We start from the raw sequence: 16,142 nt of genomic DNA on the forward strand, positions 1-16,142 counted from the left end.
GTAAAGGGCAGGACCCGCAGGAATTCCGCGGCTCCTGCCCTCTCGTGTATCGGACCGGCTAGGCCTCTGCCGGTTCCTCGTACTTGGGGAACACGGGCGCCGGTGCAGGCAGCGGCGTCCCGGCGGCGATGCGCGTGGCGACGGCAGCGAACTGGCGTGCTTCCCCCTCGGGCTGGCCGAGGGCATCCAGCAGCCGCGCCGTCGAGCCCGGCATCACCGGCTGGGCGAGGATGGCCACGATCCGGAGCACCTCAAGGGTGACGTAAAGGACGGTGTTCATGCGTTCGACGTCGGTCTTCCGCAGCACCCAGGGCGCCTGGTCGGCGAAGTAGGCGTTGGTGTCGCCAAGGACCGCCCAGATGGCCTCGAGGGCGCGGCTGAATTCCTGTTTGTCGAAGGCAGCCCGCGCGGTGTCCAGCAGGGCACCGGCCTGTTCCAGGATGGCGGTGTCCGCGTCCGTGAAAGCGCCCGGGGTGGGAACCGCTCCCCCGCAGTTCTTGGCCACCATGGACAGGGAACGCTGCGCCAGGTTGCCGAAGTTGTTCGCCAGGTCCGAGTTCATCCGGCCCACGATGGCCTCGTGGTTGTAGCTGCCGTCAGCTCCGAACGGCACCTCCCGGAGGAAGAAGAACCGTACCTGGTCCAAACCGTACTGATCCACGAAATCGGCCGGCGCCACCACGTTGCCCAGCGACTTGGACATCTTGACGCCGTTGTTGTGCAGGAAGCCGTGGATCATGACGCGCTTGGGCAGATCCAGGCCGGCGCTCAGGAGGAAGGCGGGCCAGTAGATGGCGTGGAACCGGGAGATGTCCTTGCCGATCACGTGGACATCGGCCGGCCAGAACCGGCGGAACTTCTCCGAGTCCACGTCCGGGTAGCCCACACCGGTGAGGTAGTTGGTCAGTGCATCCACCCACACGTACATGACGTGGTTGCTGTTGCCTGGAACCGGGACGCCCCAGTCGAAGGTGGTGCGGCTGATGGACAGGTCGTCCAGGCCGCGCTTGACGAAGCTGATCACTTCGTTGAAGCGGGACTGCGGGGCACCGAACTCAGGCTGCGCTTCGTAAAGGGCCAGCAGCTTGTCCTGGTAGGCGGACAGCCGGAAGAAGTAACTCTCCTCGGCCGTCCACGTCACCTCGGTGTCCGTCTCTTTCGAGTAGCGCACGCCGTCGTCCTTCACCACGGTCTCGTCCTCGCCGTAGAAGGCCTCGTCCCGGACGGAGTACCAGCCCTCGTACTTGTCGAGGTAGATGTCGCCGTTGGCTTCCATCTTCTGCCAGATGGCCTGCGACGCCGCGTAGTGGTCCTCGTCCGTGGTGCGGATGAAGCGGTCGTACGTGATGCCGAGGGCTTCGTGCGCCGCCTTGTAGACTTCCGCGTTCCGGTCCACCAGCTCCTTGGGAGTGATGCCTTCCTTTTCGGCCGTCTGGGCGATCTTCATCCCGTGCTCGTCCGTGCCCGTCAGGAACATCACGTCGTAGCCGTCCAGCCGCTTGAAGCGCGCCATGGCGTCGGTGGCGATGTACTCATAGGCGTGGCCGATGTGCGGCACGCCGTTGGGGTAGGTGATGGCCGTGGTGATGTAGAACGGCGTTTTCTCTGAAGCAGTCACGTGCGGACAGTTACCTTCGATGCGGAGGGACGGGCTAGATCAGTTCAGTCAGGCTATCGCTCAGCCGGACCAGTTCGTGGTCGTGTGACGCCACCAGGACGGCGATGCCGTCGGAGGTGGTGTCCTTGAGGATGCTGATGATGCGGTTGGCAGAGGCGCGGTCCAAGCTGGCGGTGGGCTCATCCACCACCAGGACGCGGGTGCCAAGGATCAGGGCGCGGGCGATGGCGACGCGCTGCCGCTCACCGCCGGAAAGCTGCGCGGGCCGGTGCCGCATGCGGCGGCCCAGGCCCACCAGGTCCAGGAGGTCCTTGGCCATGTCGCGGCGCTGGTCCACCTCGCCGTCGGGGACGGCGGGCAGGAGGACGTTTTCCAGGGCGCTCATGCCGTCGATCAGGGCACCGCCCTGGTCCACGTAGCCGATCAGCGCGCGACGGCGGTCGGCGATTTCGTCGTCACCCATGCTTTCAAGGGAATCGCCTTCCCAGAAGACGCGTCCCGACGTCGGCAGTGTCAGTCCTGCGCCGACCGTGAGGATGCTGGTCTTGCCCGAGCCGCTTCGGCCGGCGACGCAGTGCATCTCGCCTGCGTGCAAGGTCAGGTCGAAGCCCTCCACGACGCTGACAGCTTCGGCCCCGCCCTTGCCGCCGCCGTAGCGGATGGTGATGTCACTCAGCTCCAGCGGGGTGGCGTGGTCGGCCGCCTTGACGATGGTGTTGGCGCGGGTCTGCAGGGGAACCTCGCCGGAGCCGCCCCTGCGGCTCCGCTGGACGTTCGTCGGGTTTGTCATTGGACCACTTTCGTTGCAATTGGAATCCAGCAAAGTACTGCCACGAGGCCGGCAACGCCTGCCCACAGCGCGGCGTAGGGGGCCAGCAAGAGGCCGATGCCGAGGGCGCCCAGCACGCCCAGGGGCAGGGCGACGGTTCCCACCAGCGCGTTTTCGAACAGGCGGACCTGCCGCAGCATGTCGGGGTTCCAGCCCATGGCTTCAAGGATGCCCAGGTACTGGCGCTTGGCGTTCAGTTCGAACCTGCCGGTGACCAGCGTGAGGACGAGTCCCACGGCCACGCCGGCGATGGCCAGCAGGATGCTGGGCAACGCCACGCTGGCTGCGGCAAGTCCGCTCAGCGCGCTGGCGCCGGCTGCGCGGGGAATGTCGATCAGCAGTGCGATCAGTCCGCCCACGGCGGCCCCGAAGACACCCACTGCCACGGCCAGGGACAGGGTGTTGAACTTGTTGGTGCCCAGCTGGCGGTTGGCGAAGGTCAGCGGCGAGTCCACCGGGATCAGCCGTTCGTCGTGCTGCGGTTCCTGGTCGATGACGTCGCGGTGCTTGAGCTGCTGCGCGGCAAACAGTGCTGCGGCGGCGTAGAGCACCAGGACCGCGGTGCACACCAGTGCGGTGGACAGGCTCCAGCTGATGAGGCTCAGGGCGATGCCCGCCACGGCCAGCAGAACCGCGCCGACGCCGAATTCCTCGAGCACCCAGCTGCGGATCCTCCGCTGGGTCCAACCCATGGCGCGCAGGGTTCCGGCCTCGCTGCGCCGTTTGCGGATGTAGCTGACCGTTGATGCCCCGGTGAGCAGGGCGGCCCCGCAGAGAGTCAGGAACAGCAGGGTGACGTTGGTTCCGGACAGCGATCCGGTGACGGCGTCGGCGGCGTTCTGCCGGACCCAGGACTGCTGGACGGTGCCCAGCGGCGATTCCTTGCCGGCGTCGTCCTTGGAGTAGCCGGGGACGAAGATGCTGGCGTCTTCACGGGCTGAACCTGCCACGATGGTGGCTTCCAGTCCCATGTCGCGGATCTCCGCCGCGAGCTTCTCGACGTCGGGCTGTGCTTCCTTCCAGCTGCCCGGCGCCTTGGCGCGGACCCGGATGGCGTCGATGACGTTGGCGTTGTTGGTGTAGCCGCGGGCTGCGGCCAGGCCGTAGTAGTCCGTGATGGCTCCCGCGGACTGGCTGGCCAGTCCGGTGGCGCTAAGGGAAGGCTGGAGCTCCTTCGCCGGAACATCCTTGCCTTCGGCGTCCTTGACCATCGTGAACGGCGTGGGGTCGTAGCCGCCCAGGGGCAGCTTGTTGACGTCGCCGGAGGCCTCGGCCACTGCTGCCGGGTCGAACGTGCCGTACACCATGGCCAGCGGGGAAGCCTGCTTCTGTCCGGTGGACAGGTTGTCCCGGTAGGACCGCTCGTCCACGGGCTCGCGCTGGGTCTGGTCCACCGGGGCGCCGTTGGCGCTCTTTTCGGGCAGGCGGTTGACGGTTACCCATTCACCGGGGACGGCGTTCTTGTCCACTGCGCCGTTGGCCGCCGTGCCGGCGTCGGTGTACTTGGGAGCCGCCGCGAAGTCGGTGCTCCATTTTGCGGGCGTGTAGAGGCCCTGGTTGAAGTTTCCGTTGGCGCCCAGCAGCGACGTGTGGTCGGTCGAGCCGGGCCAGGACAGCGCGAAGGGGTCCTTCGAGACGAACGGGAGGTAGTCCTTGTCGAGGGAGCGGGTGGCGGTGCCCACCTCGTTGATGACCTTGCCGGAGTCGTCGATCTCTTCGATCTTGACGTTGTACTTCAGGTCAAGGGAGGTGCCGGAGCGGACCACCAGAGGGATGGCCTGGGAGTCGGACGTCAGCTGGCCGTTGCGTTTGGCCTGCTGGTACTGGGTCATCAGCGGTGCCCAGTATTTGAGCTTTACGCCCAGGAAGTCCGGCCCGTCCTTGAGTTCGTCGAGGCCGATGCCGTTGGTGAAGAGTCCTTCGAGGTACCGGCCGACGGCGCCGGCGTTCCGTGCGTCGGCCGGCGGCGCTTTCTCGAGCGGCGCCAGGAAGTCCCCGGCCGTGCCGAGGAGGGCGCGCTCCGATGCGGGGTCGACAGCCACCACGGATTCCGTCACCTCGGGAGCGAGCGGCAGGGAGACGGACAGGTTGAACAGGTTGTGCTCGGAACCGCCGGCCGGGGACGGGAATTTGATGCCGGTTTCGCCGGCGGGCGCAGCGATGCGGATGCTGCTGCCTCCGGCGGCTTTCTCTTCCACGAGCTTGGCCTTGCCCACTGTTCCCTCGGCGGTGGACTTGAACAGTGTCTGTTCGGAAACGCCGTCCGAGCTTACTGCGCTGGCGGTCAAGCGGTACTTCTTGGCTTTGTCGCCCAGCACTGACTCAGCGGCGGGCCACTTGTCCGGGGACGTGGCTCCGGCAGCCTGGTCGGCCGTTGCCGTTCCGGCTAGGCCGGCGTTGTAGCCAAGGTAGTCCATGGCGTCCAGCCGGGGCGCCTCAAGGTTCTGCGTCACGCGGGACACGAGGCTGATGGGGGCAGCCACCGACGTCCCGGAGAGCTTCCGGATCGAGTCCAGCTGCTCGAAGCTGATCCCGCCGGTGCCGTTGGCAATCTCGGGCTGCAGCAAGGCCCCGGCAGGAGCCTTGGCCTGGACCAGCACGTCGTACAGGCCGCGTGAATTTTCATCCACGGTCCTGTTGAGTGCAGCCTGTGACTGGCTTTGGACGAGGACCGACAAGCACATGGCTGCGATCAGGATGGCCGCGGTCAACAGCAGCACTTTGCTCCTGATGAACCTCTGGACGGCGTTCATTGAACTCCCTGAAACCTGGATTGCGTAGCGCACACCCGTGTCGACCACGTGGCGGCAGCGGACATGGACGATTACGGACGGATGTGCAAAAAGTATTGGCCGGCCTGCCGGACCGGTCCCGAGACGGGACCAGGCCATATTAAGCAGACCGGCCAATCATACGTGGCCGCGCCGGGACGCGCCGAGCGGAGACGCGTCGTTCGGCGTTTCGCGCGACCTACTGACTAACTACTGCTAGTCCTCCAGGTCCACTTCGCGGACCATCTCGGCGCCGATGCCGGCCTTGATGGCGTCCAGGACCTGCTGCGGGACGGAGCTGTCGATGGTCAGCAGCGCCAGCACCTGTCCGCCTTCGTCGTGACGGGCCACCTGCATGCCGGCAATGTTGATGTTGTTCATGCCCAGGATGTGGCCGATGGTGCCGATCACGCCGGGACGGTCGGCGTAAGCCACCACCACGAGGTGTTCGCTGATGGGGATTTCCACCTCGAAGCCGTTGATGCCCACCAGCTTCTGGATCTGCTTGGGACCGGTCAGGGTGCCGGCCACGGAGATCTGGCTGCCGTCGCTCAGTGCGCCGCGCAGGGTCAGCACGTTGCGGTAGGACTCGGTATCCGGGGTGGTGATCAGGCGGACGTTGATGCCGCGCTGCTCGGCGATCACCGGGGCGTTGACGTAGGAAACCTGTTCGGTGACAACGTCGGCGAAGATGCCCTTCAGGGCCGCCAGTTCCAGCACCTTGACGTCCAGCGAGGAGATTTCGCCGGCAACTTCAATGTCGAACTGCGTCAGCGAGTCGTGGGTCAGCGCAGTGAAGATGCGGCCCAGCTTCTCGATGAGCGGGATGCCGGGGCGCACGTCGGGGGCGATGACTCCGCCGGCGACGTTGACTGCGTCCGGAACCAGTTCGCCGGCGAGGGCCAGGCGTACCGACTTGGCAACGGACACGCCGGCCTTTTCCTGGGCTTCATCGGTGGAGGCCCCAAGGTGCGGGGTGACCACCACGTTGTCGAGCTTGAAGAACGGAAGGTCCGTGCTCGGCTCCTTGGAGAAGACGTCGACGCCGGCACCGGCGATATCGCCGTCCTGCAGGGCCGTGAACAGGGCCTCTTCGTCCACCAGGCCGCCGCGGGCGACGTTGATGACGTAGGCGGTGTTCTTCATCTTCTTGAAGGCGTCCGCACCGAGCATGCCCACCGTTTCGGGGGTCTTCGGCATGTGGATGGTGATGAAGTCGGACTGGGCAAGCAGCTCATCCAGGGTGACCAGCTGGACGCCGAGCTGGGCTGCGCGCGCCGAGGTGATGTAGGGGTCGTACGCGAGGATCTTGGTGTCGAAGCCCTTCAGGCGTGCCGCCACGAGGGCGCCGATGCGGCCGAGGCCGATGATGCCGATCTTCTTCTCGAAGAGCTCGATGCCGGTGTACTTGGAGCGCTTCCACTCGCCGTCCTTGAGGGCGGCGCTGGCCTGCGGGATGTGGCGGGCAAGGCTGAGGATGTGGCCCACCGTGAGTTCTGCCGCGGAGACGATGTTGGACGTGGGGGCGTTGACCACCATGACGCCGGCCTGGGTGGCTGCCTTGATGTCCACGTTGTCCAGCCCCACGCCGGCGCGGGCGATGACCTTGAGGTTCTTCGCCGCGGCGATGGCTTCAGCATCCACCTGGGTTGCGGAACGGACCAGGATGGCGTCAACATCGCCAATCGCGGAAAGCAGCTGGGAACGGTCAGCGCCGTCGGCCCGGCGGATTTCGAAGTCCGGGCCGAGGGCCTCGATGGTGGCGGGGGAAAGTTCTTCGGCGAGCAGTACTACGGGTTTTGACACGGCTGATCCTCTGCGTTGCAGTCCTGGGGATGGGAACAAGTCTAGGCCGACGGAAAGGCCGGGCTCACATTGTTAAGTGTGAACCCGGCCTCATCGCGGCACTTTAGCTGGCGGTCGCACGTTCGCCTGGCGGCGAGCGGTGGCCTTAGCGGGCTGCGGAACCTTCGACGTAGTCCGCGTCCTGCTGCTGCCAGGAGAAGAGTGAGCGCAGTTCACGGCCAACCTCTTCGATGGGGTGCTGCTCTGCCTTGGCGCGCAGTTCCTTGAACTCAACGCCGCCGTTGTCCTGGTCCTCGATGAACCGCTTGGCGAAGGCGCCGGACTGGATGTCGGCCAGGACTGCCTTCATGTTTTCCTTCACCTCGGGGGTGATGATGCGCGGGCCAGAGACGTAGTCGCCGTATTCTGCGGTGTCGGAAACGCTCCAGCGCTGCTTGGCGATGCCGCCTTCCCACATGAGGTCCACGATGAGCTTGAGCTCGTGCAGTACCTCGAAGTAGGCGATCTGCGGCTGGTAGCCGGCTTCGGTCAGGGTCTCGAAGCCGTACTGGATCAGCTGGGACACGCCGCCGCACAGGACGGACTGCTCGCCGAAGAGGTCCGTTTCGGTCTCTTCGGTGAAGGTGGTCTTGATGACGCCGGCGCGGGTGCCACCGATGGCCTTGGCGTAAGACGTGGCCAGGTCCCAGGCGGAGCCGGAAGCGTCCTGCTCGACGGCGATGATGTCGGGGATGCCGCGGCCGGCTTCGAATTCGCGGCGCACGGTGTGGCCGGGAGCCTTCGGGGCAACCAGGATGACGTCAACGCCCTCGGGCGCCTGGATGTAGCCGAAGCGGATGTTGAAGCCGTGGGCGAAGGCCAGTGCCTTGCCGGGGGTCAGCTTGTCCTTGATGGAGTCGTTGTAGATCGAGCGCTGGTACTGGTCCGGCGCCAGGATCATGATGACGTCGGCCCATTCGGCGGCGTCGGCAACGTTCTTGACCGTGAAGCCGGCGTCCTCGGCCTTGGCGGCTGACTTGGAGCCGTCCTTCAGGGCGATGACAACCTCGACGCCGGAATCGCGAAGGTTCAGTGCGTGGGCGTGGCCCTGCGAGCCGTAGCCAACGATGGCAACCTTGCGGCCCTGGATGATCGACAGGTCGGCGTCGTCGTCGTAGAACATTTCAGTCACTTGCGTAACTCCTCTTGAGTGGTTTTGTAGATGGTGGTCTTGCGGTGCTGCGGTTGCGGGCAAACGTCCCGCCGTGGCGTGCTGCCTAGGCGGAGCGCAGTGCCCGGTCACTCATGGAGCGGGATCCCCGTCCAACGGCCAGGGTGCCGGACTGCACAATTTCGCGGATGCCGAAGGGCTCCAGCACTGAAAGCAGTGCCGTGAGCTTTTCGGGATGGCCGGTTGCCTCGATGACGACGGAGTCTGTGGACACGTCGACCACCGAGGCGCGGAACAGGTCTGCAGCCTGGGTCACCTGCAGGCGTGTTGCGGCATCCGCACGTACTTTGACCAGGATGTGGTCGCGCTGTACGGAAGATTCGGAGGTCAGTTCAACGATCTTGATCACGTTCACCAGCTTGTTGAGCTGCTTGGTGACCTGCTCGATGAGCTCACCATCGGCATCGACCACCACTGTCATCCGGGAAATTCCGGGGACTTCGGTGGGGCCGACGGCCAGGGAGTTGATGTTGAAGGCCCGGCGGGCAAAGAGGCTTGCCACGCGGGTGAGGACGCCGGGTTTGTCTTCAACCAGGACGGAAAGTGTATGGCGGCTCACGGTCAGTCTTCCTCTTCCCAGTCCGGGGTCATGTTGCGGGCAACCTGGATCTGGTCGTTGCTCACGCCGGCGGGCACCATCGGCCACACCATGGAGTTGGGGCTCACCACGAAGTCGATCACCACGGGGCGGTCGTTGATTTCGAGGGCCTTCTGGATGGTGGCGTCGATGTCCTCGTCGCGTTCGCAGCGGAACGAAGCGCAGCCGTAGGCCTCCCCCAGCTTGACGAAGTCCGGGATTCGGACGGTGTCATGGCCGGTGTTGAGGTCGGTATTGGAGTAGCGGCCTTCGTAGAAGAGGGTCTGCCACTGCCGCACCATGCCCAGCGAGGAGTTGTTGATGACGGCAACCTTGATGGGGATCTTGTTGATGGCGCAGGTGGCCAGTTCCTGGTTGGTCATCTGGAAGCAGCCGTCGCCGTCGATGGCCCAGACCACGCGGTCCGGCTCCCCCACCTTGGCGCCCATGGCTGCCGGCACGGCGTAGCCCATGGTTCCGGCACCGCCCGAGTTCAGCCAGGCGTGCGGGCGCTCGTACTTGATGAACTGCGCCGCCCACATCTGGTGCTGGCCAACGCCCGCCACGTAGATGCCTTCGGGGCCGGTCAGGGCGCCGATGCGTTCGATGACCTTCTGCGGTGCGGTGAGCCCGTCCTCGGGTTCGGTGAAGCCCAGCGGGTAGGTTTCCTTGAGGTTGTTCAGGAAAGCCCACCAGGTGGTGAGGTCCGGGGTTCCGGCTGCCTCGAACTGAGCCCGAACTGCCTCGGTCAATTCGGGAATGATCTCCTTGACCGAGCCCACGATCGGAACGTCGGCGGCACGGTTCTTGGAGATTTCCGCGGGGTCGATGTCTGCGTGGATCACCTTGGCGTGGGGCGCAAACGTCTTCAGCACACCGGTGACACGGTCATCGAAGCGGGCGCCCAGGGTGATCAGCAGGTCTGACTGCTGCAGGGCGGTCACCGCCGAGACAGTGCCGTGCATGCCGGGCATGCCGACGTGCTGCGGGTGCGAGTCAGGGAAAGCACCCTTGGCCATCAGGGTGGTCACCACCGGCGCGCCGGTGGCTTCGGCCAGTGCCCGCAGTTCGGCGCTGGCGTGGGCCTTGACCACACCGCCGCCAACGTAGAGGACCGGCTTGGAGGCCGCCGCGATGAGCTTTGCTGCCTCGCGCACCTGCTTGTTGTGGCCGCGGGTGACAGGCCGGTATCCGGGCAGGTCAACGCGCGGCGGCCAGGAGAAGGTCATCTGGCCCACCTGGGCGTCCTTGGCAACGTCCACGAGGACGGGGCCCGGACGGCCGGTGGAGGCCAGGTGGAAAGCTTCCGCCATGACATGCGGGATGTCGTTGGGGTCCGTCACCAGGAAGGAGTGCTTGGTGATGGGCATGGTGATGCCCACGATGTCCGCTTCCTGGAAAGCGTCGGTGCCAATGACACCGCTGGACACCTGGCCGGTGATGGCCACCAGGGGCACGGAGTCCATGTGGGCATCCATGATGGCGGTAACGAGGTTGGTGGCGCCGGGGCCGGAGGTGGCGATGCATACGCCCACCCGTCCCGTCACCATGGCGTAGCCTTGCGCGGCGTGGCCGGCTCCCTGTTCGTGACGGACCAGCACGTGGTTCATGGTGGAGGCCATCAAGGGGTCGTAGGTGGGCAGGATCGCGCCACCAGGCAAACCGAAAATATCGTCGACGCCGAGTTCTTCGAGCGAGCGGACAATAGCTTGCGAGCCGGTCATCACCGTTGGGGGTACAACGTTGTTCGGCCCAAGGACAGGAGAGACAGCAGCAAGGTCGGCGACGACGGCGGCATGCTCAGCCGTCCGGTCGGCGCGTTCCGGAGCCTTGGGGGCTCCAGGGGACTTGGCAGCCATCAGCGAGGGGCTGATCGGCGATCCTTTGCTCATCGGACTCTTCCTTGTGGATCATCAATAACGGTGAAACTGCGGGGAATAAAAAAACCCCTCAAGCCGTGGTGGCTCTTCGAGGGGTTTGCGCGTGACAGTTCGTTGCCGGGGCTAGTGAGCCACGCGCTTGGTAAGGACGACGACTGCAACTGCGCAGTTGGTAACGAAAGTCATGCGTTCAGTTTTCCCTCTGGTGTGACGGGTGTCAACGCGGGACAATCCCATCTCACCATGTGGACTCCAATGTCCACCCCTTGATCATATGGCATGGGGACCAAAGGTTTCGCCACCCGCACCCCAACCTCGCCAGCGGTCAGGGTGCGTGTGGCCTCAGCTCAACCGCGGACGGCGCGGTTGGGCTGCCGGAGCCGGTTAGCCGCAGTACGCACCAGTGCTGGCGCTGTGCACCAGTTTGGCGTACTTGGCCAGGACGCCCTTGGTGTAGCGGGCCGGCAGCGGCTCCCAGCCAGCCTTGCGGGCTTCAAGGTCAGCGTCATCCACCAGCAGGTCGAAGCTGCGCGCTGCGATGTCCACGCGGATCCGGTCACCGTCCCTGACAAAGGCGATAGGACCGCCGTCGACCGCTTCCGGCGCGACGTGGCCGATGCACAATCCGGTAGTACCGCCGGAGAACCTGCCGTCTGTCAGCAGCAGGACGTCCTTGCCCAGCCCCGCACCCTTGATGGCGCCGGTGATGGCGAGCATCTCCCGCATACCCGGGCCGCCCTTGGGGCCCTCGTAGCGGATGACCACGACGTCGCCGGCATGGATTTCGCCCTTGTCCAGCGCCTGCAGGGCACCCTGCTCGCGGTCGAACACGCGGGCGGTCCCTTCGAAGACGTCGGCGTCGAAGCCTGCACTCTTGACCACGGCGCCTTCCGGAGCCATGCTGCCATGCAGGATGGTGATGCCGCCGGTCTTGTGGATCGGGTTGTCCAGCGCGCGCAGGATCTTGCCGTCGACGTCCGGCGGGTTGATCGCGGCGAGATTCTCTGCCACGGTTTTGCCGGTGACGGTGAGGCAGTCGCCATGCAGCAGGCCGGCGTCCAGCAGTGCTTTCATGATGACGGGAACGCCGCCGATCTTGTCGACGTCGGTCATGACGTAACGGCCGAACGGTTTGAGGTCGCCAAGGTGCGGAATCCTGTCGCCGATGCGGTTGAAGTCGTCGAGGGTCAGCTCAACCTCGGCTTCGCGGGCGATGGCCAGCAGGTGCAGGACCGCGTTGGTGGACCCGCCGAACGCCATGGTGACGGCGATGGCGTTTTCGAAGGCCTTCTTGGTCATGATGTCGCGGGCGGTGATGCCCAGGCGGAGCAGGTTGACCACCGCTTCGCCGGACTTGCGGGCGAATTCATCACGACGGCGGTCTGCCGAGGGCGGGGCGGCAGAGCCGGGCAGGGACATGCCCATGGCCTCACCGATACAGGCCATGGTGTTGGCCGTGTACATGCCGCCGCAGGCGCCTTCGCCCGGGCAGATGGCCTTTTCAATACGGGTCAGGTCTTCCATGCTCATCTTGCCCGCGGCGCAGGCACCCACGGCTTCGAAGGCGTCAATGAGGGTGACTTCCTTTTCGGAACCGTCTTCCAGCTTCACCCAGCCCGGCATGATGGAGCCGGCATAGAGGAACACGCTGGCCAGGTCCAGGCGTGCTGCGGCCATGAGCATGCCGGGGAGGGACTTGTCACAGCCGGCCAGCAGCACCGAACCGTCAATCCGCTCGGCCTGCATGACGGTCTCGACGGAATCAGCGATGACTTCGCGGGAAACCAGGGAGAAGTGCATGCCCTCGTGGCCCATGGAGATGCCGTCGGACACGGAGATGGTGCCGAACTGCATGGGGAAGCCGCCGCCGGCGTGGACGCCCTCCTTGGCACCCTGGGCCAGCCGGTTCAGGGAAAGGTTGCAGGGAGTGATTTCGTTCCACGAACTCGCAACGCCCACCTGGGGCTTCGCGAAGTCGTCGTCGCCCATGCCGACCGCACGGAACATGCCGCGCGCCGGTGCGGCATGGATGCCGTCAGTAACCACCCGGCTGCGGGGCTTGATGTCAGGCTTGCTCTCGGTTTCGATCTGGCTCTCACTCATGAGGGAAAGTCTATGACCCCCGCAGTGCCAAACGGACTGAAGGGGAACGGTTAAAACCGGATCGCCGGGCATGCCGCCCACCGCCCGCCTCCCACTGCGCCGCGCGGCAACTCCATACGCCCCCGCCGCGGCCCTGGCCAGCCAAGGCATTCCCCCGCCCGCCACTGCCGGCAAACCTAGACAGCCATGGTGACCCGACGTAGCGTCGGGGCAGAACGCGTTGTAGCCAAATTGAAGGGATTGCCATGGATATCGTCATGTGGATCGTGGTAGCAGTCATTGTCATCGGCGTGGTGTGGTGGCTGATCAGCCGCAACAGCCGCGCAAAGAGCTCCGGTGCAGGCCCTGCCGGGAACACCCGGCAGGCCGCAACACGGCCTCCGGGTTCCCCGGCAGACCGTCGGACGGACGGGGCCCTTTCCGGCGGCAGCGCCGCGGCATCGGCCGAAGCAGCGGGAACGGCCGGGATTGCCTCCGCTGCCGGCTTCGGACGTCCAGCCGAGCCCGCGGCACCCACAGCCGCCGACGAGCCTGCAGACTCGGCAACAGCACCGGCAGAAGCCACAGCCCGGCCAGGCGCCGTCCACACGGCAGCAGCCGACCACGCAAACGCCGGCCAGGATGTTTCCGGCACATCCCATCACGAAGCAGCAGCAGATCGCCCTGGGTCGTCGCCGCTGGAAGCCGCCGGCGCGGAACCCGTTTCGACGGCGGAGGCCGGCACGGAAAGCCCCAGGGACGAACGGACCCGCCAGGACCAGGCGGAATGGGAGACGCAATGGTCCGAGGCCGGCGGTTCGGGCACCACGGAGTCAGCACCCCACGCCGCACCCGCGGCGGAACAGGCCCCCGCGCCGACCGCCCAGCCGGTTCACCACGCGGAATACACGGAGTCCCACGCACCCACCCTTCCCGGCGCTGAGACGGCAGCCGTGGAAGAGGACGACGCCGGCCCGTCGGCTGCCGCCCGGACCGGCGCACACACACGCTACTCCCCCGATCAGGCCCAGGGCGCCGACGCCCCCGTCGGTACGGGCGCAGCGACTGCACCCGGCTCACCAGACAGCGGTACGGGCAGCAGCCCCGGCGGCGACGCTGTTGCCCCCGCTGCGGAATCCGCTGCCACTGACTTCGCTGCAGCGGAAACAGCGGACCGCACCCAGTCATCTGCCCTCGCCGAGAATGGCGCAGACCACCTGCAGGCACCCACGTCCGCTCCCGCGCAGGGAGCCCCGGAACCGCAGGGCCATCTTGCGGCAGAGGAACCGTACGGAGCAGGGTCCGCAGGGGCCGGTGCGGACGGCAGTGGCCCCGCTGAGTACACGGTCAAGGGGGATGCCGGCTCGATGGTCTATTACGAAGAGGGCCACCCGGACTACGACGGGACACGCGCCGAGGTCTGGTTTGAATCCGCCGCCCATGCCGAAGCCGCCGGTTTCCGCGCTCCCCGCCGCAGGCGCCTCTGAGGCGGTGGCGGCAACCCGTCAATCCCGCCCGCGCCCCGCTGTGTCCCAACTCACAGCGGGGCCGGGCGGCCGGAGTGCGCGCAGCGGGCCCCTTTCCACCGTCTTGCAGCCGTCCGCACGTGCCGGAAATCCCTGAGTTTCCGCGGTTCCTGGACCCGAAGACCCTCCACATGGAACCGCCGGGCAGGCCGATTTCACATGCACCAAAAGTTCGTGTAGAGTTTCATGTCGTTGCGGAGATCAACGGGAAAGAAAAAGCCCGGGAGATTGAAACAAATAAGATGCACCTCTAGCTCAATTGGCAGAGCAATTGACTCTTAATCAATGGGTTCCGGGTTCAAGTCCCGGGGGGTGCACCACTGGGAAAACAGCCCCTGGCTCGCGGAAACGCAAGCCAGGGGCTGTTTTGTTTTGTCCGGCATTCTTTGCCCGGCACCCCGCATCGCCACGCGCGCCTCAAGGGAGACTCCTCCCGCAGGACAGGCCCCCCCACGGGCACAAAAAACGTGGCCCGGGAGCCCGGGCCACGTTGTGTGTGGAATCAGCGCGTGCGGTGGAGCCTTCAGCTGGAAGGGTTGTCCACCAAGGCAGCAGCGTTGGAAGGGGTGGTGGCGAACTGGCTGGCCAGTTCGCGGACCACTGATTTGAGCTCCTGCCGCAGGAGTTCGGGGTCGATGGATGAGGACGCCAGCACCGATCGCTCCATTTCGACAGCCTCGGCCACCGCTTCCTTGCCCCTCTCGGTGAGGGAGACCACGTGGCTGCGGCGGTCCGACGTGCTGCGGACGCGGGCAATGTGTCCGTGCGTCTCGAGCCGGCTGAGGGTCTTCCCCATGGTCTGAGCCTGGACACGCACGTATTGGGCCAGCTGCGCCTGGGTCATGGGACCCTGCGCAGCAAGGACCTCGATGGCGATAACGCCGGCGTGAGTCAGGCCAATGGCGCCGAGTTTTTCGTTCCACGAGTGCTCGACGAGGCGCGCAGCAGTGGACAATAGGCGCCCGGTGGGCCAGTGATCCATATCAGGCATAGCAGCAAGTATAGCCAAATGCTGATTAGCGCTGGCTTCCCCTGCTTATTAGGCTGTTGTGTCCCGCCCGCAACAAGGAGAAAAACAATGGCTGAAAGACTCGTTACCGGCGACGACGCGCCCGGATTCACGCTCAAGGACGCGACGGGCAAGGACGTTTCCCTCTCCCCCGGCTCCGGCCGCAACACAGTGGTCTATTTCTATCCGGCAGCCGCCACGCCGGGTTGCACCAAGGAAGCCTGCGATTTCCGGGACAGCCTGGCGTCCCTTCAGTCCGCCGGATACGACGTGGTGGGAATCTCCCCGGACCCCGTGGAGAAGCTCGCCAAATTCGCTGCCGCGGAGGAACTGACCTTTCCCCTGCTTTCGGATGAGGACCACGCCGTGGCGGAGGCCTATGGCGCGTGGGGTGAGAAGAAGAACTACGGCAAGACCTACCAGGGGCTCATCCGCTCCACCATCGTGGTGGACCCGGACGGCAAGGTAGCAATGGCGCAGTACAACGTCCGGGCCACCGGCCACGTTGCCAAGCTGCGGCGGGACCTGAAGCTCGACGCCTAACGTCCCGGGCTGCCGGGCGGTGCGCATGCGCACAGCTACAATGGAAGCTGGCATCCGCCGTCGTGCGCGTTTTTTGACGCAGCACAGGGGTGCCGGGCGCGAGTGGTGAAATTGGCAGACACGCAGGATTTAGGTTCCTGTGCCTTCGGGCGTGGGGGTTCAAGTCCCCCCTTGCGCACTCAGTAAATACGGGAATCCCCTGGCTCCGGCCGGGGGATTTTTGTGTTTAAGCAGGTGGATCCCGGAAAAACTTTTCGGAACCGCCCATCCGGATGGACCGGCCGCCCGAAT

At 65.7% G+C, this 16,142-nt stretch carries 11 protein-coding genes and 2 tRNA genes; 4 read left to right on the top strand and 9 right to left on the bottom strand.

The window, feature by feature from the left end; translation table 11 throughout:
- Window positions 1-58: 58 nt before the first annotated feature.
- From metG to ilvD, 8 genes are all read right to left on the bottom strand, one after another.
- Window positions 59-1,618 carry a methionine--tRNA ligase gene (gene metG / locus AC1DBN_RS03025; RefSeq protein WP_477722555.1) on the bottom strand — a complete coding sequence of 520 codons (1,560 nt, stop codon included), beginning with the start codon at window positions 1,616-1,618 and terminating at the stop codon, window positions 59-61.
- 34 nt (window positions 1,619-1,652) lie between these two features.
- Window positions 1,653-2,408: an ABC transporter ATP-binding protein gene (locus tag AC1DBN_RS03030; protein WP_091721010.1), complete on the bottom strand. Its 756-nt coding sequence runs from the start codon at window positions 2,406-2,408 to the stop codon at window positions 1,653-1,655.
- The gene (locus AC1DBN_RS03035; RefSeq protein WP_314213506.1) at window positions 2,405-5,200 is read right to left on the bottom strand and encodes an FtsX-like permease family protein; all 2,796 of its coding nucleotides are present in this window, start codon (window positions 5,198-5,200) and stop codon (window positions 2,405-2,407) included. The genes AC1DBN_RS03030 and AC1DBN_RS03035 overlap by 4 nt, the downstream gene beginning before the upstream one ends.
- A gap of 234 nt (window positions 5,201-5,434) precedes the next feature.
- Window positions 5,435-7,024, bottom strand: a complete 1,590-nt coding sequence (gene serA / locus AC1DBN_RS03040; RefSeq protein WP_314213508.1) for a phosphoglycerate dehydrogenase — start codon at window positions 7,022-7,024, stop codon at window positions 5,435-5,437.
- A 145-nt stretch (window positions 7,025-7,169) separates the two neighbouring features.
- Complete coding sequence (ilvC, locus tag AC1DBN_RS03045) at window positions 7,170-8,195, bottom strand: ketol-acid reductoisomerase (RefSeq protein ID WP_314213510.1); 1,026 nt, start codon at window positions 8,193-8,195, stop codon at window positions 7,170-7,172.
- Between the two features lie 85 nt (window positions 8,196-8,280).
- Window positions 8,281-8,793, bottom strand: coding sequence for an acetolactate synthase small subunit (ilvN, locus tag AC1DBN_RS03050; protein ID WP_045730609.1), 513 nt, complete (start codon window positions 8,791-8,793; stop codon window positions 8,281-8,283).
- A gap of 2 nt (window positions 8,794-8,795) precedes the next feature.
- Entirely contained in the window at window positions 8,796-10,703 is a 1,908-nt protein-coding gene (locus tag AC1DBN_RS03055; RefSeq protein ID WP_314213512.1) for an acetolactate synthase large subunit, read from the bottom strand.
- Between the two features lie 372 nt (window positions 10,704-11,075).
- A complete protein-coding gene (gene ilvD, locus AC1DBN_RS03060; protein ID WP_477722556.1) occupies window positions 11,076-12,794 on the bottom strand; it encodes a dihydroxy-acid dehydratase in 1,719 nt (572 codons plus the stop codon).
- 245 nt (window positions 12,795-13,039) lie between these two features.
- Between ilvD and AC1DBN_RS03065 the strand changes: the two genes are divergently transcribed.
- Both AC1DBN_RS03065 and AC1DBN_RS03070 read left to right on the top strand, forming a co-directional pair.
- Complete coding sequence (locus AC1DBN_RS03065; protein ID WP_477722557.1) at window positions 13,040-14,260, top strand: sunset domain-containing protein; 1,221 nt, start codon at window positions 13,040-13,042, stop codon at window positions 14,258-14,260.
- Window positions 14,261-14,543: 283 nt separating this feature from the next.
- Window positions 14,544-14,619: transfer RNA gene (locus AC1DBN_RS03070), tRNA-Lys, on the top strand.
- A 203-nt stretch (window positions 14,620-14,822) separates the two neighbouring features.
- Here AC1DBN_RS03070 and AC1DBN_RS03075 read toward each other — a convergent pair.
- Window positions 14,823-15,281, bottom strand: a complete 459-nt coding sequence (locus tag AC1DBN_RS03075) for a MarR family winged helix-turn-helix transcriptional regulator (protein ID WP_314213817.1) — start codon at window positions 15,279-15,281, stop codon at window positions 14,823-14,825.
- Between the two features lie 96 nt (window positions 15,282-15,377).
- Here AC1DBN_RS03075 and bcp point away from each other — a divergent pair, with 96 nt between their 5' ends.
- Together bcp and AC1DBN_RS03085 are read left to right on the top strand one after the other, a co-directional pair.
- A complete protein-coding gene (bcp, locus tag AC1DBN_RS03080) occupies window positions 15,378-15,851 on the top strand; it encodes a thioredoxin-dependent thiol peroxidase (RefSeq protein WP_314213516.1) in 474 nt (157 codons plus the stop codon).
- Between the two features lie 96 nt (window positions 15,852-15,947).
- Window positions 15,948-16,029, top strand: a tRNA-Leu gene (locus AC1DBN_RS03085).
- Window positions 16,030-16,142 lie beyond the last annotated feature (113 nt).

The sequence above is a fragment of the Pseudarthrobacter sp. 10T415 genome, from assembly GCF_056394175.1.